Source organism: Mucilaginibacter sp. 5C4 (assembly GCF_034345625.1).
GTDB classification, from domain to species: domain Bacteria; phylum Bacteroidota; class Bacteroidia; order Sphingobacteriales; family Sphingobacteriaceae; genus Mucilaginibacter; species Mucilaginibacter aurantiaciroseus.
This window is the reverse complement of the sequence record NZ_CP133775.1, coordinates 4,136,480-4,162,192: the sequence shown is the minus strand read 5'-3', so window position 1 is coordinate 4,162,192 and position 25,713 is coordinate 4,136,480. Positions and strand designations below refer to the sequence as shown.

The 25,713-nt window shown below is 43.9% G+C and carries 27 protein-coding genes; 11 read left to right on the top strand and 16 right to left on the bottom strand.

The annotated features are described in order from the left end of the window. Positions 1-33: 33 nt before the first annotated feature. Positions 34-1,209 carry a type IX secretion system outer membrane channel protein PorV gene (gene porV / locus RHM67_RS19445; protein ID WP_322228964.1) on the top strand — a complete coding sequence of 392 codons (1,176 nt, stop codon included), beginning with the start codon at positions 34-36 and terminating at the stop codon, positions 1,207-1,209. After that, positions 1,209-1,694: a 2-C-methyl-D-erythritol 2,4-cyclodiphosphate synthase gene (gene ispF / locus RHM67_RS19440; RefSeq protein ID WP_322228963.1), complete on the top strand. Its 486-nt coding sequence runs from the start codon at positions 1,209-1,211 to the stop codon at positions 1,692-1,694. The genes porV and ispF overlap by 1 nt, the downstream gene beginning before the upstream one ends. A 64-nt stretch (positions 1,695-1,758) precedes the next feature. Here the strand turns inward: ispF and RHM67_RS19435 are convergent, their stop codons facing one another. The 8 genes from RHM67_RS19435 to RHM67_RS19400 all read right to left on the bottom strand — a co-directional run bounded on the left by RHM67_RS19435 (position 1,759) and on the right by RHM67_RS19400 (position 11,081). Next, the gene (locus RHM67_RS19435) at positions 1,759-5,142 is read right to left on the bottom strand and encodes a glycosyltransferase (protein WP_322228961.1); all 3,384 of its coding nucleotides are present in this window, start codon (positions 5,140-5,142) and stop codon (positions 1,759-1,761) included. A gap of 56 nt (positions 5,143-5,198) precedes the next feature. Continuing rightward, positions 5,199-5,360 carry a FeoB-associated Cys-rich membrane protein gene (locus RHM67_RS19430; RefSeq protein ID WP_322228959.1) on the bottom strand — a complete coding sequence of 54 codons (162 nt, stop codon included), beginning with the start codon at positions 5,358-5,360 and terminating at the stop codon, positions 5,199-5,201. 56 nt (positions 5,361-5,416) lie between these two features. Then, positions 5,417-6,613 carry a hypothetical protein gene (locus RHM67_RS19425; RefSeq protein WP_322228958.1) on the bottom strand — a complete coding sequence of 399 codons (1,197 nt, stop codon included), beginning with the start codon at positions 6,611-6,613 and terminating at the stop codon, positions 5,417-5,419. Between the two features lie 260 nt (positions 6,614-6,873). Further along, entirely contained in the window at positions 6,874-7,011 is a 138-nt protein-coding gene (locus tag RHM67_RS19420) for a GIY-YIG nuclease family protein (RefSeq protein WP_322228957.1), read from the bottom strand. 38 nt (positions 7,012-7,049) lie between these two features. Next, complete coding sequence (locus RHM67_RS19415; protein WP_322228955.1) at positions 7,050-7,889, bottom strand: type 1 glutamine amidotransferase; 840 nt, start codon at positions 7,887-7,889, stop codon at positions 7,050-7,052. Between the two features lie 103 nt (positions 7,890-7,992). After that, positions 7,993-9,090, bottom strand: a complete 1,098-nt coding sequence (locus tag RHM67_RS19410; protein ID WP_322228954.1) for a carboxylate-amine ligase — start codon at positions 9,088-9,090, stop codon at positions 7,993-7,995. A gap of 136 nt (positions 9,091-9,226) precedes the next feature. Further along, entirely contained in the window at positions 9,227-10,300 is a 1,074-nt protein-coding gene (locus RHM67_RS19405; protein WP_322228953.1) for a hypothetical protein, read from the bottom strand. A 73-nt stretch (positions 10,301-10,373) separates the two neighbouring features. After that, on the bottom strand, positions 10,374-11,081 hold the full coding sequence (locus RHM67_RS19400; protein ID WP_322228952.1) for an alpha/beta fold hydrolase: 708 nt from the start codon (positions 11,079-11,081) through the stop codon (positions 10,374-10,376). Positions 11,082-11,312: 231 nt separating this feature from the next. Here RHM67_RS19400 and RHM67_RS19395 point away from each other — a divergent pair, with 231 nt between their 5' ends. The 7 genes from RHM67_RS19395 (at position 11,313) to RHM67_RS19365 (ending at position 18,410) form a co-directional block, all read left to right on the top strand. Further along, positions 11,313-12,125 carry an alpha/beta hydrolase gene (locus tag RHM67_RS19395; protein WP_322228950.1) on the top strand — a complete coding sequence of 271 codons (813 nt, stop codon included), beginning with the start codon at positions 11,313-11,315 and terminating at the stop codon, positions 12,123-12,125. 193 nt (positions 12,126-12,318) lie between these two features. Next, complete coding sequence (gene typA / locus RHM67_RS19390; RefSeq protein WP_322228948.1) at positions 12,319-14,130, top strand: translational GTPase TypA; 1,812 nt, start codon at positions 12,319-12,321, stop codon at positions 14,128-14,130. An 82-nt stretch (positions 14,131-14,212) separates the two neighbouring features. Beyond that, the gene (locus RHM67_RS19385) at positions 14,213-15,529 is read left to right on the top strand and encodes a flippase (protein ID WP_322228946.1); all 1,317 of its coding nucleotides are present in this window, start codon (positions 14,213-14,215) and stop codon (positions 15,527-15,529) included. Beyond that, positions 15,526-16,179: an FkbM family methyltransferase gene (locus tag RHM67_RS19380; protein ID WP_322228944.1), complete on the top strand. Its 654-nt coding sequence runs from the start codon at positions 15,526-15,528 to the stop codon at positions 16,177-16,179. Before RHM67_RS19385 ends, RHM67_RS19380 begins: the two co-directional genes overlap by 4 nt. A 2-nt stretch (positions 16,180-16,181) precedes the next feature. Next, positions 16,182-16,952: a class I SAM-dependent methyltransferase gene (locus RHM67_RS19375; protein WP_322228942.1), complete on the top strand. Its 771-nt coding sequence runs from the start codon at positions 16,182-16,184 to the stop codon at positions 16,950-16,952. A gap of 48 nt (positions 16,953-17,000) precedes the next feature. Further along, entirely contained in the window at positions 17,001-17,921 is a 921-nt protein-coding gene (locus RHM67_RS19370) for a glycosyltransferase (protein WP_322228941.1), read from the top strand. A 246-nt stretch (positions 17,922-18,167) separates the two neighbouring features. Continuing rightward, positions 18,168-18,410 carry a hypothetical protein gene (locus tag RHM67_RS19365; RefSeq protein ID WP_322228940.1) on the top strand — a complete coding sequence of 81 codons (243 nt, stop codon included), beginning with the start codon at positions 18,168-18,170 and terminating at the stop codon, positions 18,408-18,410. 219 nt (positions 18,411-18,629) lie between these two features. Here RHM67_RS19365 and RHM67_RS19360 read toward each other — a convergent pair whose 3' ends face one another. Genes RHM67_RS19360 through RHM67_RS19345 form a run of 4 tightly spaced genes read right to left on the bottom strand, consistent with a single transcriptional unit; the run spans position 18,630 to position 20,862 of the window. Continuing rightward, positions 18,630-19,565 (bottom strand): hypothetical protein, encoded by a 936-nt coding sequence (locus RHM67_RS19360; RefSeq protein ID WP_322228938.1) that lies wholly within the window; start codon positions 19,563-19,565, stop codon positions 18,630-18,632. 31 nt (positions 19,566-19,596) lie between these two features. Next, positions 19,597-20,322, bottom strand: a complete 726-nt coding sequence (recO, locus tag RHM67_RS19355) for a DNA repair protein RecO (RefSeq protein ID WP_252759167.1) — start codon at positions 20,320-20,322, stop codon at positions 19,597-19,599. Continuing rightward, the gene (locus RHM67_RS19350; protein WP_322228936.1) at positions 20,312-20,677 is read right to left on the bottom strand and encodes a diacylglycerol kinase family protein; all 366 of its coding nucleotides are present in this window, start codon (positions 20,675-20,677) and stop codon (positions 20,312-20,314) included. Before RHM67_RS19350 ends, recO begins: the two co-directional genes overlap by 11 nt. After that, positions 20,674-20,862, bottom strand: coding sequence for a hypothetical protein (locus tag RHM67_RS19345; protein WP_322228935.1), 189 nt, complete (start codon positions 20,860-20,862; stop codon positions 20,674-20,676). The genes RHM67_RS19350 and RHM67_RS19345 overlap by 4 nt, the downstream gene beginning before the upstream one ends. 222 nt (positions 20,863-21,084) lie before the next feature. Between RHM67_RS19345 and RHM67_RS19340 the strand changes: the two genes are divergently transcribed. Continuing rightward, positions 21,085-21,861 (top strand): SDR family oxidoreductase, encoded by a 777-nt coding sequence (locus tag RHM67_RS19340; RefSeq protein WP_322228934.1) that lies wholly within the window; start codon positions 21,085-21,087, stop codon positions 21,859-21,861. On the opposite strand, the gene RHM67_RS19335 is transcribed toward RHM67_RS19340, so the two are convergent. From RHM67_RS19335 to RHM67_RS19325, 3 genes are all read right to left on the bottom strand, one after another. Continuing rightward, positions 21,855-22,049, bottom strand: coding sequence for a hypothetical protein (locus tag RHM67_RS19335; protein ID WP_322228932.1), 195 nt, complete (start codon positions 22,047-22,049; stop codon positions 21,855-21,857). The two genes, RHM67_RS19340 and RHM67_RS19335, sit on opposite strands and share 7 nt — an antisense overlap. Before the next feature lie 129 nt (positions 22,050-22,178). Further along, on the bottom strand, positions 22,179-22,301 hold the full coding sequence (locus RHM67_RS19330; protein WP_322228930.1) for a hypothetical protein: 123 nt from the start codon (positions 22,299-22,301) through the stop codon (positions 22,179-22,181). Beyond that, positions 22,298-22,822, bottom strand: coding sequence for a hypothetical protein (locus RHM67_RS19325; protein WP_322228929.1), 525 nt, complete (start codon positions 22,820-22,822; stop codon positions 22,298-22,300). Before RHM67_RS19325 ends, RHM67_RS19330 begins: the two co-directional genes overlap by 4 nt. A 117-nt stretch (positions 22,823-22,939) precedes the next feature. Between RHM67_RS19325 and RHM67_RS19320 the strand changes: the two genes are divergently transcribed. Beyond that, a complete protein-coding gene (locus tag RHM67_RS19320) occupies positions 22,940-23,590 on the top strand; it encodes an HAD family phosphatase (protein WP_322228927.1) in 651 nt (216 codons plus the stop codon). Positions 23,591-23,781: 191 nt separating this feature from the next. On the opposite strand, the gene RHM67_RS19315 is transcribed toward RHM67_RS19320, so the two are convergent. Further along, a complete protein-coding gene (locus tag RHM67_RS19315; protein ID WP_322228926.1) occupies positions 23,782-25,428 on the bottom strand; it encodes a M28 family metallopeptidase in 1,647 nt (548 codons plus the stop codon). Positions 25,429-25,713 lie beyond the last annotated feature (285 nt).

The following is a 25,713-nucleotide window of genomic DNA, read 5'->3' as shown; positions in this document are numbered from 1 at the left end:
TTATTTTTAAATAATAAAACTAAATTGCGCCCAATGAAGTTTTTGAGTACTAAAAACCTTACCGTATATATTTTACTTGCCTTGCCTGCTTTTGCAGTGGCGCAAAGTACAACTACTACAAGTGGTAGCAGTACCAATGCCATACCAACGGCGGTACCATTTTTAAATATCTCGCCAGATTCGCGCTCGGGTGCAATGGGCGACGCGGGTGTAGCCATCTCTCCCGATGTTAACGCTAATTACTGGAACCCTGCAAAACTGGCGTTCCTGGAGAACGATAATGATATATCATTATCATACAGCCCCTGGCTTAGGCATTTGGTACCCGATGTTAATTTGGCTTACTTGGCTTATGCGCATAAAATTGACGACCGTAATACCTTTGGCGCATCGTTACGTTATTTTAACCTGGGTTCTATCCAGCTGATAGATGCCAACCAAACCGAGCAGGGTGTTTACAAACCAAGCGAGTTTTCTATTGATGCATCATTCGCGCGTAAGTTTGGTGCAAACCTTTCATTAGGTTTAACAATGCGTTATATCTACTCAAACTTTAGCAATGGCTCATTCGTGACCGGCTCAGGCCAGCAGAACAAAGCGGGTAACGCGGTATCGGCAGGGGTATCTATGTATTACAATAAGCCTTACGGCGATGGCTCAAACTTTGCGTTTGGCGCCAACATCTCCAATATTGGTAATAAGATAAGTTACACCAGCACCGGGCCAAGCTACTTTTTACCGGCCAACTTAAAGCTGGGTGTTGCCAATACCTGGCAGCTTGATGAGTTAAGCAAGTTTACCGTTGCTTTCGATGTAAACAAATTATTGGTGCCAACACCACCATTGCGTGATGCAAGCGGCAACATCATTAGTGGCAGCGACGATAACGTATCCGTACCTGCAGGGATCTTCCGGTCGTTTGGTGATGCACCGGGCGGCTTTAGCGAGGAGTTAAAAGAACTTAGCTTTTCGCCGGGTATGGAATATATGTATAACGATCTTTTCGCGATACGCGCCGGGTACTTTTATGAGAACCCGGATAAAGGCGGCAGGCATTATGCTACTACCGGCTTTGGCTTAAAGTATAAGGATTATAAGTTCGATTTCTCGTACCTGATAGCTTCCCAGCAAAACAGCCCGTTGGCTAATACACTCCGTTTTACCCTATCAGCAAGCTTTGGCGGGGTTAAAAATGCTTCAAAAAAATAATGGCTAAAATTAAAGTAGGCTTTGGGTTTGATGTACATCAGCTAAAGCAAAACCATCCATTTGTTTTGGGTGGCGTAAACCTTGAACATACCAGCGGCGCGTTTGGCCACTCTGATGCCGATGTAATGCTGCACGCTATTTGCGATGCCCTTTTAGGTGCAGCCAACCTGCGCGATATTGGTTTTCATTTCTCTAATACGGACGACCGCTGGAAAGGCATCAGCAGCCTGGTATTACTACAACACGTGGTAGCGCTGCTTGCTGAAAAGAACTGGCAAATAAGCAACATAGATGCCATGGTTTGCCTGGAAGCGCCAAAGATCAATCCGCACATACCCGCCATGCAGGCCAACATAGCCAAAGCCGCAGGCATCGATATTGAAGACATTTCCATTAAAGCCACCACCAACGAGCAACTTGGCTTTATAGGCCGCGAAGAAGGCGTTGTAGCTTACGCGGTTTGTTTGATAGAAAAGGTTAGTTAATGTGCAGATGTGGAGATATGCAAATGATTTTATCTGCACATCCAAGCATCTGCATATTTGCACATTATTTCTCCGGCTGCTCGTCCCCCTGCAATTCGCTCTTCTTCATCTTAACATTACCGGTACGTTTTAGTACGCCCCAGGTGTTTAGCTCGCCTTTTAGCGCTTTACGAATGGATTTGAACAATATGTAATACATCAGTTGGCGCCAGATGAAACGTTGTGGTATAAGGTATACCAGCTTATAGTATTTCTCTTTTTCCATACGGAAGGCTACTACGCCCACCAGGAAATCGACCAATAAAAACGCTACATAAAACACTAACATTTTCTCCGGATGGCTGCCAAACAGACCAAGGATCATGATAAGATCCGCCAGGGGAGAAAACAGCGGTAGTATGATCTGGAAGATGAGGATATTTGGCATCCCCACCATACCAAAGTAGCTGTATTTTTTGTTGAACAGCGCGTCTCGGTTTTTCCAGAAACTTTGGATCACCCCAAAACTCCAGCGGAAACGCTGTTTCATCAGCATGTTCAATGTCTCAGGTGCCTCGGTATAAGCAACGGCCTCGGCACAGTTTTTTATCACATAGCCCTGTTTCAGGATACGCATGGTTAAGTCGCAATCCTCAGCCAAGGTATCGTAAGTAAAGCCTCCTGCCCTAAATATCGCCGACTTGCGGAACGCCCCGATAGCACCCGGCACTACCGTGATACTATTGATAATATCAAAAGCGCGGCGATCCATGTTTTGGGCGGTTATGTACTCTATCGACTGCCATTTGGTGATGATATTGGTTTCGTTACCTACTTTAACAGTACCTGCAACGGCACCAATTTCCTCATCGGTAAAATAGGCCATCAGGTGGAAAATCGCGTCGGTTTTTAGCTGTGTATCGGCATCAATACAAACCACGTAGTCGTGCTCGGCGTGGGTAATACCAAAGTTTAGTGCGGATGCCTTACCGCCGTTTGGCTTGGTAAACACCTTTACTAATGGGTTATTCGCATAAGCCTCAGCAACCATCTGGTAGGTTTTGTCTTTCGATCCATCATCCACAAAAATAATGTTGAAGTTGGGATATTCTGTCTTTAGCAAGCTATCAATAGTACGAATGGCAGTTATCTCTTCGTTGTAGGCAGGAACGATGATACTTACCGGCGGCTGCGTGTGCGGCAAGTGCTCTATCTTTTTATTCATGGCAAACTGCCTTGACGCCAGGATACCTATCAATATAATACGCCCCATCGCCAAAAATATAGCCGATAGGAACAAGTAAAATATAAACCGGTTACCGATGAAAAAGCCCACTACCACTACATCATAAAAACGACCCCAAAAGGTTTTGTCATCGCTGGTAGGCATTGGCATCAGGTCGTCTTTACTTTTACCAAGTATGTCGGCAATGGTCGTAAACTCGTAACCATTCTTTTTAAAATAATGGATGATCTCGGGTAGGGCCTTAACCGTTTCCTCGCGGGTATCGCCGCCGGCATCGTGTAGCAATATCATACTGCCATTGCCTCTTTGGCGAATGGTGCGTGCCACAATACTATCGGCAGTTACGCCCGGCTGCCAATCCCATGGGTCGATAGACTCGCCAATGGTAATGTAGTTTTGCCTGCGGCTTTCTGCCACGGGGATAACCTCGGCAAGGGTTTGTGGCTCTGCATCGGCATTAAATGGCGGGCGGAAGAGTATAGTGCTGCGACCGGTAACCGATTCTATCAGTTTACGGGTTGCGTTCAGCTCCAGATTTACACGTTCTATACTGATGGTAGAAATATCGGGGTGTAAATAGGTGTGGTTACCAATTTCGTAGCCTTCATCATAAATACGCTTCAGAAGCGGGATGTTCTTTTCCACCATCGACCCAACCACAAAGAACGAGGCCGGTACTTTTTCTTTTTTCAGGATATCTAAAATTCGCGGGGTAAAATCAGGATCGGGCCCGTCATCAAATGTTAAAACTACTTTACCGGGTTTGTAGCCGTACCTGCGTATAACATATTTGGTGGGTAGCTCGATGTATTTTTGATTGGTGATAGTATAGCTGGCCGTATCGAGGCTTACATCAATTTTACCTGTTTTTGGCACAGTGACAAGGTCTAAAACCTCGCCGCCTTCGCCCGCGTAATCTATTTTATTATTTAAACCAACGGTGGTTAAACGTTTAATATCAACCCCGGTTTTTCTCAAAGAATCAATAGAAAGATTTTTTTGGAAGAATGTCCACAGGCGCGGGTCTTCGGCACCTAATCGCCAAAGGGCAACACCGCCCGTAGCCCAATCATCTGCCATGCGGATGATGTTAAAGTTGGTAGCCGCGTCCGTAAAGTATACAATATGGTTAAGCCCGTCGCTACCCAGGTAATTGTAGTGCAGGTTGGCCGATAGCGGATCATAGGTTATGGTGCTCTTTTTTTGCTGGGCAGTACTAATAGCGCCAGGATAGCCTACAGGTGAGCCTATGCTATTTTCGGGCCAGTCGAAACCACCACCCGCAACGGTTAGGATAACCTTTTCGCTTGGGATGGTTGTACATACCTTGTCCAAAATTTCTTCAACCCAATGCTGGTTAGATATATCGCCGGCATTGCTGCCATCGTAATGCTGGTCTATAGCCATCACAAACAGAAAGTCGTTTACATGCTGCAGGCGCTTCAGGTCGTACTCATCATCGTTGGGGATAACGTTTTGAGTAACCAGTAGGTTGTTGGCTTTGAAAATTCGGTAAAGATCGTTTTGAAAAGCGATATACTCTTTTGAATTGCGATTTTTAATATCGTCAATATCAATGTTAACACCGTTGAACTTGTAAAACTGCAACTTGGCCACCATGCTGTTAATAAAAACAGTACGCAGCTTTTTATTTTTGAAGATGCGTTCTACATCTTTACTATCATACCCACCACGTACGTTATCGTAGTTAACATAATTGGATAAGGTAACCAGTATTTGCTTTTTGTATTTTTTGTTGAGGTTGATAAGCCCGGTATCTATACTAACTTTAATGGTATCGGCATTTGGCGAGAACGAGAAACCCTCAGTAACAACCATGTCCAGCCGGGGCATATGGTCAACCAATGAGTTATATGCCTGTGCCTCCCATGCTTTGTAAAAGCCGGCATTTATACGGTTATCGTTATTGGGGTGCTTTAGCTGGTGTAAGCGCCTGGCTTTGGCAAGTACCTCGATCTCGGCTTTTTCTATCTTAAAATCTTTGTATTTTTTTGATTTCTTTAGCGCGTCCATCTCCTCTTTAGAGATCTTTTTAGGAACGGGATCAAAATTAGGGAGAACGGGGTATTCGGTTGAGGTTACTGTAATAACAGCTGCTACAACGCCAGTAACAAAAACTATTATCAAGACACGGCTAAGCCATTTAAAACGGTTCCACCTGCCGGGATTATCGGCCTGAAATATCTGCTTATTAGAAGACATGAAGGGGATTTAAAACTGTGAGATTTAGCGACAAGATAACAATAATAACAACGAAATTATTTAGTTTGTTTAACGGCGTCAACGCCCGAAAAATCAACCCCGCATTTGCAATTGCTGCCGCAGGTTTTTTTAGAGAACAAGCTTTTATACAGTAAACGGCAAACGTAAAAAACTGCTGCAATAAATAATACAATGATAATAATTGCCTGTATGTTCATGTCACAAAATTAATAATTTATTTATATACGTATAGACTGCAAAAATAGTATAAAGTTTATTTGTGCATAAAGGCTACTGTGGCGCCTACCCAGTCGAAATCTTTATTGTACCTAACACCTATCATTTTACCGCGGCTAAGCCTTGCAAGGTTTATGGCAAGCGTAGGTTTAGCATCACCATCGGGCCATAAATATAGCAGGCGGATCTCTATCTTCACCCCATCGTCTGGCGATTGCAGTACAGGTTCATAGATCACTTTTTCCTGCAGGATCCAGTTTTTGGGGTCTTTTATTTTATCGATATCGCCATCTATGATATCGATAATGACCCCCTGCCCTGCAAAGCTGAACAGTGGTTTTAAAACGTAGTTTTGCAAATCTTGGGGTATCTGCTTCACCTCGTGCAAAAACTGTGTTTTTGGGATATACTCGCCCTCCAAAAAAGGCATCGTGAACTTACTGATGCGATAGAACCAGTTGGGGTGGGCTATCCATTCCACATCAAGCGGCTGGCGGATATCAACCACTTTATTGAAGATGGCCGGCTTGCTTTCTATCTCGTCGAAGATCAAACGGTTATAAATTCTGCGGATGCGTTTCTTTTCGCCTGATGCGGTTTTGTAAAATAGCTGGTTGCCCTCCTGGATCAGATCGGCAAGGGAAACTACCGGTGTGCCGATGTAGCCTTCGGTGATATAAAAATCGACCGCGGTTTTTTGGTTGGGGGCATCAATATCCATTAGCACCACTTCATCCGGCTCGTAAGAGCCTATGATGGTTTTACGAAGTAGATCCAGGTAACTGCTTTTACTTAAGCCGTTAAAAAAGATGGTTTGGTTACCGGGGATGTTAAATGCATGCCGATAATTTTCTGCCAAATGCAACTGGAACCCATATAGCGATGGGAAGCCCTGCATCTCTATTAGTTTTGGTACGATGTTACCCGTATCATCCTTACAAACGCCAAAATCCAAAGCGATGAAATGTGAGTGGCCGTTCTCGTTTGCTACCCGCCACCTTTCGGGGATGGCACGTTCGCTCAGTTCCTTAAAATCTGGTTTTAGGATGGTTGCCACTATTTCTTCACCAGCCAGCAAAAGCTTGTCCCTAAAATCATCCGTTAAAAAAACAGGGGTTTCTGCAATGCGAAACTCTATCGGTTTTTTAAGCCCGGCGTTAAGGTCCACCAAAAAATCAGCATACTTTTCTTCACTGAAGTTTTGGTTGAATGTTTCTCTGGCTGATGGGTTCATAATGATGTTTTTTTCCTATTGTTATCCTGAGCGATAGCGAAGAATCTATTTGCCGACTAATGTACCACCCTGCTCAGTATGCGTGTTTATTGGCGGCCATTCCATAATGTCATTATTTAAAAAAGTCCAACTTGGGTTTTCTTGTTCTAATAAATTTATTTTTTTTGCCCTTCTCCAACCCTTAACTTCTTTTTCGCACTCGATAGCATGATTAACATATTGATGTCGCTCATCCCAAACTAAATAGAAGTATTTGTATTTTATGTAAAGCTACTTTCCTGGTTGAGGCCGAAATAATGTTCATAAAGGCGCTTCTCAATATCATTAGTAACGCAGGTGTATAATACCGTTTTGTTGTAATTAGTTAAGATATATGTGTAGTAATTGTGTTGTCTCATATATCAGGTTCGTTACTTGGCGTACAATAGATGCTTCACTATCGTTCAGCATGACAAAAACTCAATATCGCTTCATCCAAAAAATTAGGGATGATGGTTTTTTGGGTGTGTACTATCTTGTCGGGATCTTCTAGTCGCTCCAGCATTTCTTTATACTTGGCTTCGCCATGCTCGTTAATCACTTCATCTTTCTTATCCTCGCGTTGCAACATCACACTCATACCGTGGGCATCTGCCTCGGGGTGAAACTGGGTTGCGAAAAAGTATTCGTTAAAACGGATAGCCATTAATGCCTGCGGAAGCTTAACATGCGGGCGCTCTTTTTCTAACGCCAATATCTTCATGCCCAACTTTTCAATACGGTCCATATCCGGTTTTATGACCTGCCAGCTGCGCGAATCTACCGTGTAGAACGGATCACTAAGTCCTTCAAAAACTTGCTCGTTACGGCCTGCTTCGGTTAAATGTACCGGTAGCACACCAAATGATGGCGAGCGCCTTAACGCGATATCGCCCAAATTATACCTGCGGCACATTAACTGGAACGAGTGGCAAACGAAAAATACGTGTTTTTTCTGTGTGCCTTCCTGCTTGTTATGTGCTTCCAGTTTATCTATCAGTCGAAAGTATTTTTTTTCCCACTCGGTACCCTCACTATTCAGCGGACTGCCCGGCCCGCCGCTTGAAATGTACACATCAAAGCTGGTATCGGGTACCTGGCCTTTTAGGCGCACATCGAAAATTTGGTAGGTTAAATCAAGGTTGTGCTGCCCCTTGTAACGCTCCAGTATATCCCGGAAACCACGCATCCCTTCGTTGGCCACACCTTCATAAAGGTCTAATACGGCTACTCTCACTTCCGGTTTATCTGTGTTCATTAGCCCCTCCTACATCCTCCCCGGCAGGGAGGACTTTTATTTTTTAGTTATTAATTTGCCCATAATCTTAAGTCTCCCCTACCGGGGGAGATTTAGAGGGGGCCTATATTCCTTTTAAAGTTTGCGATGTAATGTAGTCCACCACATCTGCAAAGTTATTGTTTTGGTTGTAAATAGCCAATTGCCTATCTGCACCTGTACCGTTCTCTAATATTTTGTGCACGTATTGCAGGTCGTCGCGGCAGCCAAGGTCATCAACTACATCATCTATGAAGTCCAATAGTTCTAGAATCAGTGCACGGGTATTTACCTCAAGCTCCTTGCCAAAATCTATCATTTTACCGTCAATGCCATAACGGGCGGCGCGCCATTTGTTCTCGTTGATCAAAGCCCGGTTATAGGTGATAAACTTCATGTTGCTCAATCGCAACTTGTACAATTTGGCACAGATACATTGGAACAGTGCTACAAAGGTCATTGTCTCATCTATCAGCATCGGGCAATCGCACACGCGGAACTCGATAGTTTCGAAGAAGGGGTGTACCCGCAGATCCCACCAAATCTTTTTGGCGTTATCGATACAATTGGTTTTTACTAACAGCCTGATGTACCTGTCATAATCTTCAATGCTGTCAAAATAATCGGGAATGCCCGTCCTTGGGAATTTATCGAATACCTTGGTACGAAACGATTTATAACCCGTGTTCCTGCCTTCCCAAAAAGGAGAGTTGGTTGATAGCGCGTAAACGTGCGGCAAAAAATACCTGGCCTGGTTGGCAATATGGATAGCCATATCCCTATTCTGGATGCCTACGTGCACATGCAGCCCGAAAATAAGGTTAGAACGCGCGGCTTCCTGCAATTCGTCTACTATCTCAAAATATCTCGGATGGTCCGTTATCAGTTGGTGTTGCCAGTGCGAAAACGGGTGCGTGCCGGCAGCGCCAATGCGCAGGCCAATATCACCTGCCAGTTGGGCTACGGTTGTACGCAGCTTGCCAACTTCTTTACGCGCTTCTTCGGTATTGCGGCAAATGTGGGTACCCACCTCCACAACGGCCTGGTGCATTTCGGCCTTTACCTGGTCTTCGTGGATCTTTTGCGCGCTATCCACAATTTTTTGTTCATGCGATTTTAACTCCCTGGTTACGGGGTCAATCACCATAAACTCTTCTTCAACACCTAAGGTGAACTCGTTCATAATTGGTTAGGGGTTATTGGTACTTATCTATTTGTCATCCCGAATTTATTTCGGGATCTTACTTGCAAAGTGGCTATCCTGCTTGTGAGGTGCTGAAACAAGTTCAATATGACTTGTATTTTAATAGCGATGGGTTTTATTTCTTAGCCACCTTCTTCGGCGCTGCTGCTTTCTTCTTTGGTTTTGCTTCATCGGCTATAGTATGGTCAACTTTGGCAGTGGTTACATCGGCTTTGGCTGTTTTTGCTGTTGCTACCAATGGTTTGCCGTTTACACCCGTGCGTACATATTCGCCCCAGGTAAGATTGTCCTTGTTGTCTTTTTGTGCTTTTGCGCGTTCTATTGCGTAAGATGCAGCGGTTTCTACAACCCACTCAAAATTGTCTTGCCCAACGCTGGTAACTTCGGCATCGGGTGCAGGGTTACAAAAATCTATCGCGTAAGGTATACCATCGCGCACTGCAAATTCAACCGTGTTAAAATCGTAGCCTAAATACTGATTTAATTGCAATACATATTTGGTAATGGTATCCAGCATTTTTTTAGATGCCGGGGCTTTGCCATGCTCGTAACGCAGGTGGTGCGGGTTGCGTGGCTCGTACTGCATAATGCGAACGTGTTTGCCGCCAATGCAGTAACAACGGAAGTAATCATCAAAAATGATCTCCTCCTGCAACAACATCACCAACTGCTTGGTCTCTGCAAATTTCTCCCAAAGGTCGTCTTTGTCGCTAATCTTGTAAACATCGCGCCAGCCGCCACCGTCAAACGGTTTCATATATGCCGGGAAACCTACGTAATCAAATATAGCATCCCAATTCAAAGGGAACGCCAGGTTACGAAATGAGCGGTCGGTTGTGCTATCCGGGTGATCTTTTGATGGAAGTAATGCCGTTTTAGGCACAGGTATACCCAGCTTTACGGCTAAAGCGTTGTTAAAAAATTTCTCGTCAGCGCTCCACCAGAATGGATTGTTGATAACCGCGGTGCCGGTGATGGCTGCATTTTTTAGTGATGCGCGGTAAAACGGCACATCCTGCGAAATGCGATCTACAATTACCGAGTAGCCCAAAGGCTCGCCCTGCATCATTTTATCAATGCGTACAAATTCGGCTTTAATGTTTTTTTCAGCCTTATCGTTTATCCTGTCAACAAATGCCTGCGGGAATGAATTTTCCTGTCCGAATAAGATCCCTATTTTCTTTTCCATGTTAGATGTTTTATAGTGTAGTTGGTTTATGTCTTATTATTTGTCTTGATTCCTAACTCTTGACTTCTTGTTTCTATTTTATTGTTGATAAATAATGCGGGAACATTTCCTTCCATATCGGCCAGTCGTGGTTAGCAAAGGGACGGATATCCAGCCAGTGGTTTATGTTTTTTGCATTCAATATGTTCGACATGGTGATGTTATAATCCTTACACATATCGTGATCAGACGTGCCGAGGATAATGTTCATATTCCACAGATCGGGCTTATTACTGCCGGGTAAAAAATCTACCGGGTTATTGTAAAATATATCGTCGTTATAAAAGCCGTCGGTAAACATTTTTATATCGAAAGCGCCGCCCATGGTGAACAGATGCGCCACCATTTCGGGGTGTTTGAATGCGAAGTTTGCCGCATGGTAGCCGCCAAAGCTGCAACCTGCAACGGCCACTTTGCCAACGCCGGTTTCGTGCATAGCCCGGGGTGCAAGTTCTTCAACCAGCATTTTATTGTACCAGGCGTAATTACGGGCACGGTCGGCAGGGTTGATGCCCTTGTCATACCAGCTAAGTGCATCGATTGTGTCCGGGCAATAGATCTTCACCAGGCCTTCGTCCACAAACCATTTTACGCTGTCAATCAAACCAAAATCTTTATTTTGATGGTAGCGGCCTTTGGTAGTTGGGAAAAGGATAACCGGGAAACCGCGGTCGCCAAATACCAGCATTTCCAGGTCGAGGTTTAAATTTGGGGAATGCCAGCGATGATATTGTTCAGTCAAAATGTTGGTTTTAAGATGGTAAGATAGCAGGATTGTGTATAAATGTCAACAACGTGCCAAATAATTATGTTTTAGGTAGTTTTTAAAAACTATAACGGTATTTTTGTCCCCTTAATAGGGCCTCACCCTGCCCTCTCAAACAGAGAGGGTTCTAAAAGAGGTTGTTAAGTCCTCTCTTTTGGAGAGGATTAGGTGAGGCTAATTTTTGTTCCCTTAATAATTTTTACTACAATGTACTACAGTACAGATTTTGAAATGAAGATAGCCCTGCAGGAACTTATCATAACCTCAACCATACTTGAACGCGACGTTACCTGCACCCTACTGATGCCCGAATATGGTGCTGTAGCAGAGCTTCTTAACTTACTTTTATTGAACGATGGCCAGGAACTGGAAAATCTGAAAATGGTTGACACCCTGGAGGACCTATACGAACGTAACTGTATAAAACCACTGCTTACCGTGGCTATCCACGCCGGGGAAGACCGCATACAGGAATACGGCATAGCCGGCAAACCCGACTTTAAAAAGCGCGGTGCCAAGGCCGACCTTTATACCCAATTTATCATAATAGAATTACTGCCCTTTATTACCGAACATACCGGTATAGAGCATTTTGAAACTACCGCTTTCGCGGGATTTTCGCTTGGCGGTTTAACCGCTATGGACATTGCCTGGAACAACCCGGAACTGTTTGATAAAGTTGGCGCGTTCTCGGCCTCGTTCTGGTGGCGGAGTAAGGACCTTACCAAAGGCTACACCAATGATGACCGCCTGATGCACAGCATGCTGAAAAGCACTATAGGCAAACCCGAACTGAAATTTTGGCTGCAAACCGGTACCAAAGATGAAACTGCCGATCGTAATAAGAACGGCATTATTGATTCTATCGACGATACCATCGATGTGATCAAAGAACTGCTTGCCAAAGGCTACGAACGCCCCGCCGATATCCAATATCTTGAAGTATTAGGCGGCACCCACGATACCGAAACCTGGGGTAAAGCCATGCCTAAGTTTTTACAGTGGGCGTTTGGGAAGTAGGATAATAGCACAAGACGCGAAGTAAAGAGACGCGATACTTCGCGTCTCTTTACAGAAAGGCAGCACACAATTCCATCGCTCCCCCATGTTAAGCAACAATTAAGTAATAATCAGATAATTGTAAAATGCTTCGCGGCCTTTCAAATGCCATTTCTAAACCGTATCTTTGCGCAAAATTTAGAGGCCGCAGTACATGCAAAAAATAAGAAATATCGCGATTATCGCACACGTTGACCACGGTAAAACCACTTTGGTCGACAAAATTTTACACGCTTGCGCTATCTTCCGTGATGGACAGGAGACTGGTGAATTAATCTTGGATAACAATGACCTGGAACGTGAGCGTGGTATTACCATCGTGTCAAAAAACGTTTCGGTAATGTATAAAGATGTTAAGATCAACATTATTGATACCCCTGGTCACGCCGATTTTGGTGGTGAGGTAGAGCGTGTATTGAAAATGGCTGACGGCGTTCTTTTACTTTGTGACGCGTTTGAAGGCGCTATGCCCCAAACACGTTTTGTAACCCAAAAGGCTTTGGCTTTAGGCTTAAAACCAATTGTGGTTGTAAATAAGGTAGATAAAGAGAACTGCCGCCCTGAAGAAGTTTACGAACAAATTTTTGAATTATTCTTCAACCTTGAAGCTACTGAAGACCAACTGGATTTCCCGGTTATCTACGGTTCATCAAAACAAGGCTGGATGAGCACCGACTGGAAACAACCTACCGAGGATATTTTCCCGTTGATGGATGCTATATTAGCTAATATCCCACCTGCACCTATAGAAGAAGGTACATTGCAAATGCAGATCACTTCGTTAGATTATTCATCTTTCGTTGGCCGTATTGCAATTGGCCGTGTTGCACGTGGTACTGTAAAAGAGAATATGCCGGTTTCGTTGGTAAAACGCGATGGTACTATCCAAAAAACACGCATAAAAGAACTTTACACTTTCGAAGGTTTGGGTAAAGTTAAAGCTACATCTGTTAGCTCGGGCGATATTTGTGCTGTTGTAGGTATAGAAGGTTTTGACATTGGCGATACCATTGCCGATTTCGAAAAACCGGAGCAATTGGAAGTTATCCATATTGACGAGCCTACCATGAACATGTTATTCACCATCAACACTTCACCATTTTTTGGTAAAGAGGGTAAATTTGTAACATCGCGCCACTTACGTGACCGTTTGTACAAAGAGATGGAGAAAAACCTTGCGCTTAAAGTTGTTGAGACAGAATCTCCGGATTCATACTTAGTATACGGCCGTGGTATCCTCCACTTATCAGTATTGATCGAGACCATGCGTCGCGAAGGATACGAGTTACAGGTAGGCCAGCCACAGGTTATTGTAAAAGAAATTGATGGTGTTAAATGTGAGCCGGTTGAAACCTTAATAGTTGATGTACCAGGCGAAGTTGCAGGTAAAGTAATTGAGCTGGTAACACAGCGCAAAGGCGACCTGTTGGTAATGGAGCCTAAAGGCGACTTACAACACTTAGAGTTTGATATCCCTGCACGTGGTATTATTGGTTTACGTAACAACGTATTAACCGCAACCGGTGGCGAGGCTATTATGGCCCACCGTTTTAAAGCATACGAGCCCTGGAAAGGTGTTATCCCTGGTCGTTTAAATGGTGTATTGGTATCTATGGATACTGGTAAAACTACAGCATTCGCTATAGATAAATTACAGGATCGTGGTCGTTTCCACATCGATCCGGGAGTTGATGTTTACGAAGGCCAGGTTTTAGGCGAGCACATCCGCGATAACGATTTGGTTATTAACTTAACCAAAGGTAAGCAGTTAACCAACATGCGTGCATCTGGTAGCGATACCAACGTGCGTATCGCACCTGCTATTAAATTCTCATTAGAGGAATCTATGGAGTACATCCAGGCTGATGAATACATTGAGGTAACCCCGCAAAGCATCCGTTTACGTAAGATCTACCTGAACGAGAACGAAAGAAGAATTAACGCTAAGAAATTTACTTCACAGTAATCTTTAGCTTTTCTGATACTACAAAGAGCCCTCGGTTTAATTACAGAGGGCTCTTTGCTTTTTATATATTTGCATATAAATTATGCGCATACCAAGCATTCCCGGATTTGACCAGCAGGCTTTAGAAAAGTATTTTAAAAATACGGGGATGACCTTTATTGGAAAGGTGGGAAGCCTACTTATTAAACTTATTGTAAACATAGCCGTAGCGCGCTACTTAAGTAAAGACAGGCTGGGAATCATCACGGGCGGCATTACTTATATCTACTTGTTTTCGGCCATTGCTACCTTAGGGCTCGATCAGTTTATTGTTAAAGAGCTTCACCAATTCCCCAAAAATCGCGATAGCATATTAGGTACATCATTTTGGATGAAGGTTGGTGCAGGCATTGCCTGTATTCCGTTGATATGGCTATGCTACCAGGTGTACCCTGCTAAAGGGACCCCATACACCTATGTACTTATTTTTTCTGTGATAGGTATTGTGCAGGCCTTTAATGTTATAGATTCCTATTTCCAGTCGGAGGTACAATCCAAATATATTATGCAGGTACAGGTTACGGGCAACCTGTTATCTGCAGCAATAAAACTGGTTCTTATTTACTTAAAAATGCCGCTTATTGCATTTGTGTACGCCTATTCATTTGATTTTTTCCTGCTGGCAATTGGATATTATTTCACCTATCAGCGTAATGGGCGTAATATATTTAACTGGGTATATAATAGCCAATTGGCAAAAAAGTTGCTGCAGCTTTCGTGGCCATTAATTATATCGGGTATAATGGTTTCCTTGTATATGAAAATAGATCAGTTAATGATTCAAAACATATCGGGCACAAAAGAAGCAGGGGCATATGCTACGGTAGCGTCGCTAAGCGAAGCATGGAATTTTATACCTACTGTTATTGTAACCACGCTGTTCCCGGCCATATTAAATGCCCGCAGGGACGACCTGGAACGCTACAAAAAGCGCATCCAAAACCTGTACGACCTGATGGTTTACCTGAGTTTGCCCGCGGCTGTTATCATCACTTTTACATCACATTTAATATATAAAATTTATACCCCGGAGTATGCTTATGCCGCGCCTGTGTTATCGGTGCATATTTGGTCGGGTGTGTTTGTATTTTTGGGTGCGGCTAACAGTCAGTACTTGATTGCCGAAGGTTATGTAAAGCTTACCTTTTGGCGCACAGGTTTTGGGGCGATAGTAAATATTGTACTTAACCTTTTCCTGATCCCGAAGATGGGTATGATGGGTGCAGCTATTGCAACGCTGATAGCTTATGCAAGTTCGGCCTTTTTTGTTTTACTAATACCAAAAGTAAGCAGGCAGGGCGTTATGATGTTAAAATCATTATTTTTAATTTCACTGTTTCAAAAAATCATAAAACGTTGAGTACATTTTCATCATTAATAAAAGTATTAACTAATCCGTCGCATTTGCGTGCGTTGCTATCTTTCGATAAAAAAGGTTATTTGGATGATATTGGCTGGTTTAAAGCTTTTGATACCAGGTCACCCGTTGATAGGGATGGCAATCCCATTCCCTGGGTTACTTACTCGTTTATAGATTTCATTAAAACACGGCTTACCAAACAGCATTCCGTTTTTGAGTTTGGATCTGGCAATTCCACCTACTTTTATGCAAAATATGCAGGTAAAGTGGTTTCGGTAGAGCATGATAAGGAATGGTTTGATAAAATAGAAAAATCGGGCAAGAAGCCTGATAACTCCGAACTGATATTTTGCGAACTGGTACGCGATGGTGACTACTGCCGCAAGCCTGTTAAACTTGCAGAAAAGTTTGATATTATTATTGTAGATGGCCGCGACCGTGTAAACTGCTGCAAACAAGCCGTTGAAGCGTTAACGCCAAACGGCGTTGTAGTGTTAGATGATTCGGAACGCGAAGTGTACAAAGAAGGAGTAGAATTTTTACTAAGTAATGGTTTTAAGCATTTACTGCTTAGCGGTATTTCGCCGGGCCTTTTCTACCGTAAATCAACCTCGGTGTTTTACAAAGCTGATAACTGCCTGGATATCTAATTATGGCAAAAGAAATTATAAGCGAAAACGTAAAAACCGCGTACGACGATTTTTACAAAACTCATGATGAGGCTTGGCGTATGCTGGGTGCCAAGTACAAGGCGTATCATATTATTGATGTTTGCAAAGGGCAATCGTTTAAAAAAGTATTGGAAGTTGGTGCGGGCGATGGCAGTATACTGCAAAAGCTATCTGATTATAATTTTGCGACCGAGTATCACGCGGTCGAGATCTCGGATAGTGGGGTAGAGCACATTAAAACTCGTAATATAAAGAACGTAGTTTCGGTACAGGAGTTTGACGGGTATAAGCTGCCCTTTGAGGATGATAGTTTTGACCTCATCATCCTGTCGCACGTGTTAGAGCATGTGGAGCACGAGCGCTTGCTGCTACGAGAAATAAAGCGTGTAAGCAAGCATTTTGTGATAGAAGTACCCATCGACTATAAAACTAACGTAGATAAGCGTATAAAGCATTTCCTGGCGTATGGGCACATCAATATGTACACGCCTACCTCGCTTAGGTACTTGCTGCAAACCGAAGGGTTTGAAGTTAAAAAAGATCTTACCTCTATCATTGGCCCGGAGGTTACCCGTTTCAATACGTTTATCAACCAAAAAAAGCCTGATAACTTTATTAATAAGTTTAAAATATTGGCACAGTTTGCAGTGAAGAATACGCTGGTTGAGCTTAGCGACAAACTAAAAGAACGCTTTGCAAACGCTTACACCGTATTATGCACTAAAACAGACAAGCAAGCCGATATCTTCTAAGAAAAATCAATCACTATCCCGATAACTATCGGGACAATCAATCAATAATTGAGTTCTACTGCACCTATAGCGCTATTTGTATATAACCGGCCTGGCCATACCGGCCAAACGCTAAGCTATTTGCAAAAAAATTTGCAGGCGGCGGAATCCGATCTGTTCATATTTTCTGACGGTGCAAAAACGGATGCCGATAGGATTGCAGTTGAGGAAGTAAGGCAGATTGCTGCTAAAGCCACCGGATTTAGATCGGTACAGGTGATAGCCCGCGAGCAAAATATGGGATTGGCTAATTCCATTATTGCAGGCGTTACGCAATTGGTGAATGAATATGGCAATGTAATTGTATTTGAGGATGATTTAGTATCATCTCCCTATACCTTGCAGTATTTTAACGATGCCTTGGCTCGCTACGCGGATGAAGAGAAAGTAATGCACATAAGCGCGTATATGTTCCCGTTGCAGGATGAAGCCTTACCCGAAACGTTCTTTTTTCGTGCGGCATTTAGCTGGGGCTGGGCTACCTGGGCAAGCGCCTGGAAAAACTTTGAGCCTGATATTGATAAACTGATGGCGGCTTTTGATGAAGAGGAAATTAATCAATTTTCGATACAAGGTACCATGAACTTCTGGAAGCAGATGCAGGATTTTAAGGCCCGTAAGAACAATTCGTGGGCTATCCGGTGGTATGCCTCGGTTTTTTTGAATGAAGGGCTTACGCTTAATCCAAGCCGGTCGCTCATCCATAACATTGGGCACGATGGCACCGGGGTACATTCCAATATAGAAAACATGTACGGCGTGCAGGTAGCACAGCAGCCCGTTAAATATTATCCAGAAATATTACAGGAAAATAAGCAGGCTTACGAAGCCATAAAATACTTTCTGAAGAACCGAAAAGGCAGCCTTTTACAGCGGGGATTACGCCTCGCTAAACAGCTGATGATTAAATCGCTGCCTCTTAAAAAGTAGTTTATTAACATTTGGCCAAATTTTATTCAGTTGTTGATAAAAATATATCATTTTAATATTGTCTACTAAGTATATAGATATTATATTTGGTCAATTATTATATATTCTACCCAACCAATTGTTCTTTATAATATAATGAGGTCAGTAAAAACACAAAAAGAGAGAACCCAAAAAGTTTTCTCTTTTTTGTTTGTGAAACATTGGTAAGCTCTTTGGTGTTATACCCAATATCAAAAGAACTAAACCATGATTGAAGAGAAAGACATCACCCCCGCAGATAAAGACGGCAAATACGAGTTTGCGTTATATTACTCGGGCCGCGAAGTACCTTGCCGTGTAGAAAAGGTACAAGACAAACTTATAGTACATATAGAAGATAACATAGAGGCCGAGTTGACCATCCAACATGATGGCAACGTTATACAAACCGGTGGTAACGAGCTGGCAGAATCTGCTATAGATTACATCAAGAAACGCATACTGGGCTAACCGGCCTGATCAACAAGTTTCACAAAGGGCGCAGGGTGCAGCGATTGAAATATCTGTTAATGTTGATATCGCTAAAAAAATTACTCGCCCTTTATGGTTTTCTATGATTTTTTTACAGGCTTTTTAAGAAAAAAAAGTAGACTTTAAATGACTTTTTTCCGTCCCCAAATCGACTTTGAAACGCCATTAATTGATCATTTTTCGAACTTGATTTAATCCTTATTTCGCCGCCACAAATCCCTTAACTCTTACCGAAATAATACTGGCATGTTTCATGCCCAAAGTTTGGCCGGATATGGTGGTTAAAAAAAGTTTCAGATAGGTATTCATAATACCGGTTGTTGCGCGGATGGCCGCGGCTTCGGCTACCTTGTCGTCTAAAAAGCCAATTAAAGGTTTGTTATAATGCCACGTGCCGGCAGCATCTATGGTAGCCTCAAATAAGTAGTCGAAATCCTGGTAGGCTTTATGGATCACAATATCATAAACCGGGCTAAGGTAATCATCATCGGTGCTGTATTTGTTATCTAACAGGCTGGGGGTTGCTTTTCGTTTTTCAACCGCTACGTTTGGGTTTGTGCTGATGAGCTGCACCGGCTGCGATGCCGCAAATGCTTTTTTGATGTCGGCATTGGCCTTGGCTACTAAACCACGTACATAAAGGGTATCCTGCCTGGTGGCGCGCTTTAAAACAGACACATCGGTGTGCAGCTTATTTTTGATATAATCTTCAGAGAACAACCTCATGGTTACACGCGACTTGTTCAGGTTGATTGAATCGCCCTCTGCCTCCAGTAACTGGAATACCAGGCTATCCTTGCTCAGTACCTTCATCTTCAAAAACGCATGGGCGATATTGAAAACCGAATCGGTACCCAAAGCCAGCGGGAAGTTGAAGAACTTGCCTTTTTGAGGGCTGTAAAGCGCCGCCGAATCTGCCGATACAAAGCGCAGCTTCCAATCGGGTATCAAATGGAAACCGTACTCATTATACGACAACCCATTATTTTGCTTCCGCGATACCTCCAGAAAGGTAATGCCCTCAACACTTTTAAAAGATATTTTTGATTTCGCAGGTTTGCGTGGGCCGCAACCTGCGAGCGTCAAAGCTATAAACCCCGAAATCAGTAAACTTATTTGTAGATGCTTATTCACGTGCTCAATTTAGTAATTATCTGTTAAATTTTTACCCCAACACCTCTTCCAGTACCTCGTGCGAGCGAATATTCCCGAAACCTTCTATATGCATGGCGTAGTACTCCAAAAGCTTATTGATGAGGTAACGCCTTTCGTCGTTACTTAGTTTTACGTCGTCGATATTGGCGAAACTGCTTTTAAGCAAGGTATAAAAATTTTTGGTATGCGGTGGTGACAGATATGAGACACTATCGGGTTTATAATTACTGAACACGCCATCCTTCATATCAAAAAAATCAGCTTCAGACATTAGTCCGCCATGCGGATAAAAGCCCAGGTATCGTGTTAGCTGTACTAAAAACAACAGGTGGAAGTTTGCAAGCCCGCGGGTTTTGTGGTCCAGCAGTTCAATGGCGTTAAAAATGAAATCAAATATGTTCTCGTCCGGTGTTTGCTGTTTAACGGCTTTGTACAGCACCTCGTTCAGGAACATGGCTATGCAGCTTTTAATCACATCGTAAGGGATGGTTAGTAGGGTGGGCGCGTTCTTCAGTTCGGCTATGCGCTGCACGTTGCCGTTGCTTTTATGGTAAACCACCATATCAACCAAATGCAGGGGCTGTAGCATATTGCTACCAATTTTGGCCTTTGGCTTTTTAGCCCCGTTAATGATGTACGATTGCAGGCCGAACTTTTCGGTAAAGATCTGCACCACTACACTACTCTCGCTGTAGTCGGTAGTTTTAAACACAATGCCACGGGTTTTATGCAGCATGGAAAAGCAATAGTATTTTCGGTAAAAAAATAATAACGCCGGTAACCAATGTAAATATGGCTATTATCAAAACCGCTGCTGCGCTTACATCTTTAACACGCCCTGCCAGTTCGTTGTAACCCGGCGATACCAGGTCTACCAGGGCTTCGATACCGGTATTGAATAGTTCCATCATCAGCACCAAAGCGATGCAGAGCGTTACCCAGTGCCATTCGCTCGCGCTGATGTCAAAATATAAACCCATCGCAATAGCAAGCAACGCTACAGATGTTTGGATCCTGAAGTTTAGCTGTGTTGCAAAGGCATGCCTGATGCCTTTAAGCGCGAAACCAACACTCCGGATAAACTTTTTCATGAGCGTTTTTTAAAATGATCTACCAGCATCAGCACAAAGCTGATGCAGCCTGCAAGCGCGAAACCTGCCGAGCCGCCGTTCATTAGGTCCTGAATTTTACCCGATGGTACAAACAGTGCCGCGCAGGCAAATAGTATAAGTGCTATGCCCAGCAATAAGTATGTACGGGCAACCTGGTTTTTCATATAAAATTATCAATGATGAGTAAGCCCTTAAGCTTAGTACAAATATATTTTATTTATGTTAGCAACGGTTAATGGGTTTTTGCAATAAACATAAACACACCCCATGAATGGCAGTGCCGGTTGCCGCTGCTGTGGTTCCCTCTCGAGAGGGGATTTGTAAGGTATTGCCAAACAGCAGCAACATTAACAGGGGTGTGTTATTAAACAACATGTGTAATTCAAATGGATTTAAAACTAACTAACAAAGTAGCCATTGTACTGGCGGCAAGCAAGGGTTTGGGCAAAGCTATCGCGATGGCGTTATCTGCCGAAGGGGCGAAAGTGATCATTGGCTCGCGCGATGAAGAAACGCTAAACAAAACCGCTGAAGAAATAAAGCAAGCCACCGGTAACGAAGTTATCGCCATACCGGTTGATGTAGCTAACGCCGCGCAGGTAACCGAATTTATTAGCAAGGCGGCTGATGCCTTTGGCCGGATAGATATTTTGCTGAACAATGCCGGCGGCCCGCCCTTTAATAAGTTTGAGAATTTTGATGACGCGCAATGGCAGCAAGCGTTCGACCTTAACCTGCTAAGCATGGCGCGCACCAGCCGGCTGGTGTTGCCCCATCTGCAAAAAACAGGCAGCGGGCGCATTATAAATATCATAAGCGGTTCGGTAAAATCGGTATTGGGTGGTTCGGTATTATCTACCGCTATGCGGATGGGCGTTGTGGGGATGGCCAAACTAATGGCCGATGAATTTGGCCCTTATAACATCACCGTAAATAACGTAGCGCCGGGATTGATCCTTACAGACCGTATTAAACATACTATGCCAAAAGATGTTGATCCCGACGAGGCCATCGCACAAAAAGCTAAAACCATTCCCCTTGGCCGCATTGGCAAACCCGAGGAACTGGCCGCGCTGGTAACCTTTCTGGCGTCAGAACAGGCCGCCTACATCAGCGGGCAAACTATACAGGTTGATGGTGGGGCAGGACGTAATATTTATTGAGGTTTTTTATTTTCCAGCCTTTTCTTTTTTGCCACGCGGAAACCAATGGCAAGCATGCAGCCAACGGCAGCACCCAATAGTACGCTGCCCCATTGCTCGCCTTGTGTGCCAACGGCATAAAGGCTGTACATGGCGAACAGGATAATAAGCACGCCCACAAATATTACCAGGTAGATCTTAAAATTCATCCTGCAAAATTACAAATTACTATCTATCCACGCTACACGCTGGGTAAGCCAATATTTAAGCTGTGCAACTTCTCTTGAGTAAGTGCCCAAAACAACAGGGTTAGGCCATACATATTTGTTTAGGATATCCTACTTGGTTAAGTTCTCCTGGGCAGGCAAGGTCAAATATGCCTGCGAATCATCAATGCTTTTATACATGGCGGGGATGCCGTTAGCCTTAAGGAATTGCCATCGGGTACGTACCTTGGTCAAAAAAGCAGGATCCTGAAACAAGCGCTTAAACCAGGAGCCGTTTTTACCCACCAGCCATCAGGACGGGTGGTATCGCTGTAATCTACATTACCCGCAACGTAATCTCCTTTTGATACTACGGGTGCCGCTGTGGTAATGTTAAAAATAGGTAGGCCGGTAAAATTGTAAATGCCTACGGTGTAATCCTTACTTGCGCCTTTACTATCGGTTACGGTATATACAACAGGTTTTGTAAAATCATTTAAGGTAACGCCGCTTGCCTGTACCACATCTTTAACTTTTACTACCGATGCGGCATCCTTAAGCTTAAAAGTTAAAACCAATTGGCGGCTGATGCTCGCCGGGCCGGCGGTGTAACCTTTTAAGATGTCACCTTCCTGGGTAAGCGTAATGTTGGTAAAAATTTTGCTGTTGTTTTTTACCTCAGCGGTTAGCGTAATGGGCGGGGTGTTATCCACCACAACAGGTGGCGTATCTACAGGTGGTGTAATAGTGCTATCTTTTTTACAGCCATAAACCAATAACAGTAAACACAGGTAAGTAAGGCTTTTTTCATGAAAGGATTATAATTGGTGATGCAAGGTATTAAAAAAAGATTAACACTGCGTTAACAACCTGCTTACTTAATCATTACAATAATGTTTGCGGGTTTATATATACTTGCAGCCATTATGGAACAGGCAACTTCAACTCAAAAATATAAAGCTTTAAATAAGCTATCCGCCGGGGATTTTCAAGCGTTTTTATACGATTGCGACGGCACCCTTGCCGATAACATGGGCGCACATAAGGAAAGCTATATCCGCGTAGCTGCCGATGATGGTTACGTTATTGAAGGAGATATTATTGATGAATTTGCAGGCCTGCCGATACTGAACGTGGTTGACGAGATAAACAAACGCTACCATACCACCTTTGACCCGGTTGATTTTGCCGCACGTAAATACAAGGTGTTTTTTAGTGAATACATTGAGAAAACCCAACCTATTGACTATGTGGTGAACCATTTGATAAACCACGCGGGCAAAGTACGCATAGGTGTGGTATCCGGCGGCAGCCGTACATCCGTTGAGAAAACTTTAGAGATTTTAGGCATCCTTGATAAAGTGGAAGTACTGATCTGCGCAGGCGAAACTAAACACGGTAAACCCTACGCAGACCCATTCCTGGCCGCTGCTAAAAAACTTGGCGTAGACCCAAAATACTGCCTGGTATTTGAAGACGGCGAACCCGGCGTACAAGCCGCAGAAGCTGCAGGCATGCAATGGATTAGGATTGATAAGGTGTAAGTAAGGAATATCAAAAAAGAACGTTATTGCGAGGTGCGAAGCAATCTCTTTAGGACAGTTATACACCATGCATAACCGATTTGCTTAAAGAGATTGCTTAGTACCTCGCAATAACGCGTGGGATTTGTAATGTAGAGACGCAATACTTCGCGTCTCCTTGCATACAAGTTTCCCGCATTACCACCGCATCATTATTTCGCCATCGCTTTATCCCTGATTGCCTTAAACTCTGAGCCTTTTTTCCAACCCGGAAAAGTGGTTTCGCCGCTTAACTTAACGCCAAGCTGGTACATGAGGTTGGCGGTTTGGGCCATGCCTTTGGTATCCATCGCTTCGCTGTACTCGTCTGATGGTTGGTGGTAATGTTTCTCGTTATATTCTTTAGCCTGCGTCTTGCCAAATTCTTCGCCGCGCTGGATGCTTTTTGACCCGTTGTGCAAGTCTAATGCAGGTACGCCAACCTTGGCAAAGTTGAAATGGTCGGAGCGATAGTAGCTGCCCGAGCCAGGTGTTTCATCACCCACCACATCCCAGCCTTTTGGTTTGGTTAGGGCTATTACGTAGTCGTCCAGGTCGTTTTGTCCTTTACCGGTGATAGAGAAATTACTGGTTTCGCCAAAGTCAGATAACGCATCAATATTTAAGTTGGCCACCGTTTTGTTAAGCGGATAAACAGGGTGCGTAGCGTAATATTCCGATCCTAAAAGGCCCTGTTCTTCGGCAGTAACGGCTAAAAAAACAATGCTGCGTTTTGGTTTATCTTTTTGCTGGGTGAACTTTTTAGCCACCGCTAAAATCGCGGCAACACCGCTTGCATTATCTATGGCGCCGTTGTAGATACTATCGCCTTTTGCATCGGGTTTGCCCACGCCAAAGTGGTCCCAATGCGCGGTGTATAAGATGGTTTCGTCCGGCTTGGCCGTGCCTTTAAGAGTGGCAATTACGTTATGCGATTTTGAATATTTAAGTGTGTTTTTTAAAGATAAGGACACGGTGCTATTCAACTCCACAGCCTTAAAATCTTTCTTGCGGGCATACGCGCGGATATCGCCCGTTATACCTGCCGATGAGAGCAATTTGGTGGCAGCTTCTTCGCTCATCCAGCCCTCAACCTGGCAGCGGTTCATGTGCTTATCGGCCTGTTGCAGGTAAAGTTTTGCCCCGCTAAAGCTGTTTTGGATCACTTGCCAGCCATAGCTTGCCGGCTCGGTTTGGTGTACGATAATTACACCCGCGGCACCTTGCCGCGCAGCTTCTTCATATTTGTAGGTCCAGCGGCCATAGTAGCTCATGGTATCGCCTTTAAATAATTTTTCGCCCGCTTTAAAGCCAGGGTCGTTTACTAAAACGATCACGGTTTTGCCTTTTACATCAAGTCCTTTATAATCGTTCCAACCGTATTCGGGTGCAACCACACCAAAGCCCGCGAATACTAACGGCGAGTTTTTCAGGCTCAGGCTATCCACCTCACGTCGCGTAGCAGCCACAAAATCGACACCCGGTTTAAGTGCTACGGTAGCCGCGCCGCTAATGTTCATATCCTGCGCGGCAGAAGTAATTTCTACTAGCGGCACTTCCTGGAAATAACTCCCCTTGTTGCCCGGCTCAAGTCCCAGCTTTTTAAATTCGCCGGCTATGTAGGCGATGGTTTTATCCTCGCCTTTGGTAAATGGCTTGCGGCCAAGCAGGCTGTCGTTAGCTAAAACGGCAATATGTTGCCTTATATCTGCCGCCATCCCGGTGTCGGGCGTAGTGGTGGTAGTCGTTTTCTTTTCGTTACCGGCGCACCCGGCTAAAAGGGCGGCAGCGGCTAAAACGCTTATGAAGTTTAATTTCATGGGTTTGATGAGTTTGTTAGTCAAATATAGGAAAGAAAGATATTGTTTGATGTGGGCGATTTTCTCACCCCGACATCACCCCGACATCGCTTCGCTTGTCGACCCTCTCTCCGCTTTGCGGAAAGAGGGTAAGAAATTTCATTGCCGTTGGCTTTAGCCAACGGATAATCAATAATAAATACCCGGCTTTAGCCAAAATGAATATGCAGTTTTGGCTAAAGCCAATTTGTACAGTTTGGTATTCCATCCCTTAAACGGGACGACAATGAATTAGTATAATTGAAT

What these genes read in the sequence shown, in the direction of transcription:
- porV (WP_322228964.1), top strand. Translation starts at nt 34, where the DNA reads ATGAAGTTTTTGAGTACTAAAAACCTTACCGTATATATTTTACTTGCC.
- ispF (WP_322228963.1), top strand. Translation starts at nt 1,209, where the DNA reads ATGGCTAAAATTAAAGTAGGCTTTGGGTTTGATGTACATCAGCTAAAG.
- RHM67_RS19435 (WP_322228961.1), bottom strand. Translation starts at nt 5,142, where the DNA reads ATGTCTTCTAATAAGCAGATATTTCAGGCCGATAATCCCGGCAGGTGG.
- RHM67_RS19430 (WP_322228959.1), bottom strand. Translation starts at nt 5,360, where the DNA reads ATGAACATACAGGCAATTATTATCATTGTATTATTTATTGCAGCAGTT.
- RHM67_RS19425 (WP_322228958.1), bottom strand. Translation starts at nt 6,613, where the DNA reads ATGAACCCATCAGCCAGAGAAACATTCAACCAAAACTTCAGTGAAGAA.
- RHM67_RS19420 (WP_322228957.1), bottom strand. Translation starts at nt 7,011, where the DNA reads ATGAGACAACACAATTACTACACATATATCTTAACTAATTACAACAAA.
- RHM67_RS19415 (WP_322228955.1), bottom strand. Translation starts at nt 7,889, where the DNA reads ATGAACACAGATAAACCGGAAGTGAGAGTAGCCGTATTAGACCTTTAT.
- RHM67_RS19410 (WP_322228954.1), bottom strand. Translation starts at nt 9,090, where the DNA reads ATGAACGAGTTCACCTTAGGTGTTGAAGAAGAGTTTATGGTGATTGAC.
- RHM67_RS19405 (WP_322228953.1), bottom strand. Translation starts at nt 10,300, where the DNA reads ATGGAAAAGAAAATAGGGATCTTATTCGGACAGGAAAATTCATTCCCG.
- RHM67_RS19395 (WP_322228950.1), top strand. Translation starts at nt 11,313, where the DNA reads ATGTACTACAGTACAGATTTTGAAATGAAGATAGCCCTGCAGGAACTT.
- typA (WP_322228948.1), top strand. Translation starts at nt 12,319, where the DNA reads ATGCAAAAAATAAGAAATATCGCGATTATCGCACACGTTGACCACGGT.
- RHM67_RS19385 (WP_322228946.1), top strand. Translation starts at nt 14,213, where the DNA reads ATGCGCATACCAAGCATTCCCGGATTTGACCAGCAGGCTTTAGAAAAG.
- RHM67_RS19375 (WP_322228942.1), top strand. Translation starts at nt 16,182, where the DNA reads ATGGCAAAAGAAATTATAAGCGAAAACGTAAAAACCGCGTACGACGAT.
- RHM67_RS19365 (WP_322228940.1), top strand. Translation starts at nt 18,168, where the DNA reads ATGATTGAAGAGAAAGACATCACCCCCGCAGATAAAGACGGCAAATAC.
- recO (WP_252759167.1), bottom strand. Translation starts at nt 20,322, where the DNA reads ATGCTGCATAAAACCCGTGGCATTGTGTTTAAAACTACCGACTACAGC.
- RHM67_RS19350 (WP_322228936.1), bottom strand. Translation starts at nt 20,677, where the DNA reads ATGAAAAAGTTTATCCGGAGTGTTGGTTTCGCGCTTAAAGGCATCAGG.
- RHM67_RS19345 (WP_322228935.1), bottom strand. Translation starts at nt 20,862, where the DNA reads ATGAAAAACCAGGTTGCCCGTACATACTTATTGCTGGGCATAGCACTT.
- RHM67_RS19340 (WP_322228934.1), top strand. Translation starts at nt 21,085, where the DNA reads ATGGATTTAAAACTAACTAACAAAGTAGCCATTGTACTGGCGGCAAGC.
- RHM67_RS19335 (WP_322228932.1), bottom strand. Translation starts at nt 22,049, where the DNA reads ATGAATTTTAAGATCTACCTGGTAATATTTGTGGGCGTGCTTATTATC.
- RHM67_RS19320 (WP_322228927.1), top strand. Translation starts at nt 22,940, where the DNA reads ATGTTTGCGGGTTTATATATACTTGCAGCCATTATGGAACAGGCAACT.
- RHM67_RS19315 (WP_322228926.1), bottom strand. Translation starts at nt 25,428, where the DNA reads ATGAAATTAAACTTCATAAGCGTTTTAGCCGCTGCCGCCCTTTTAGCC.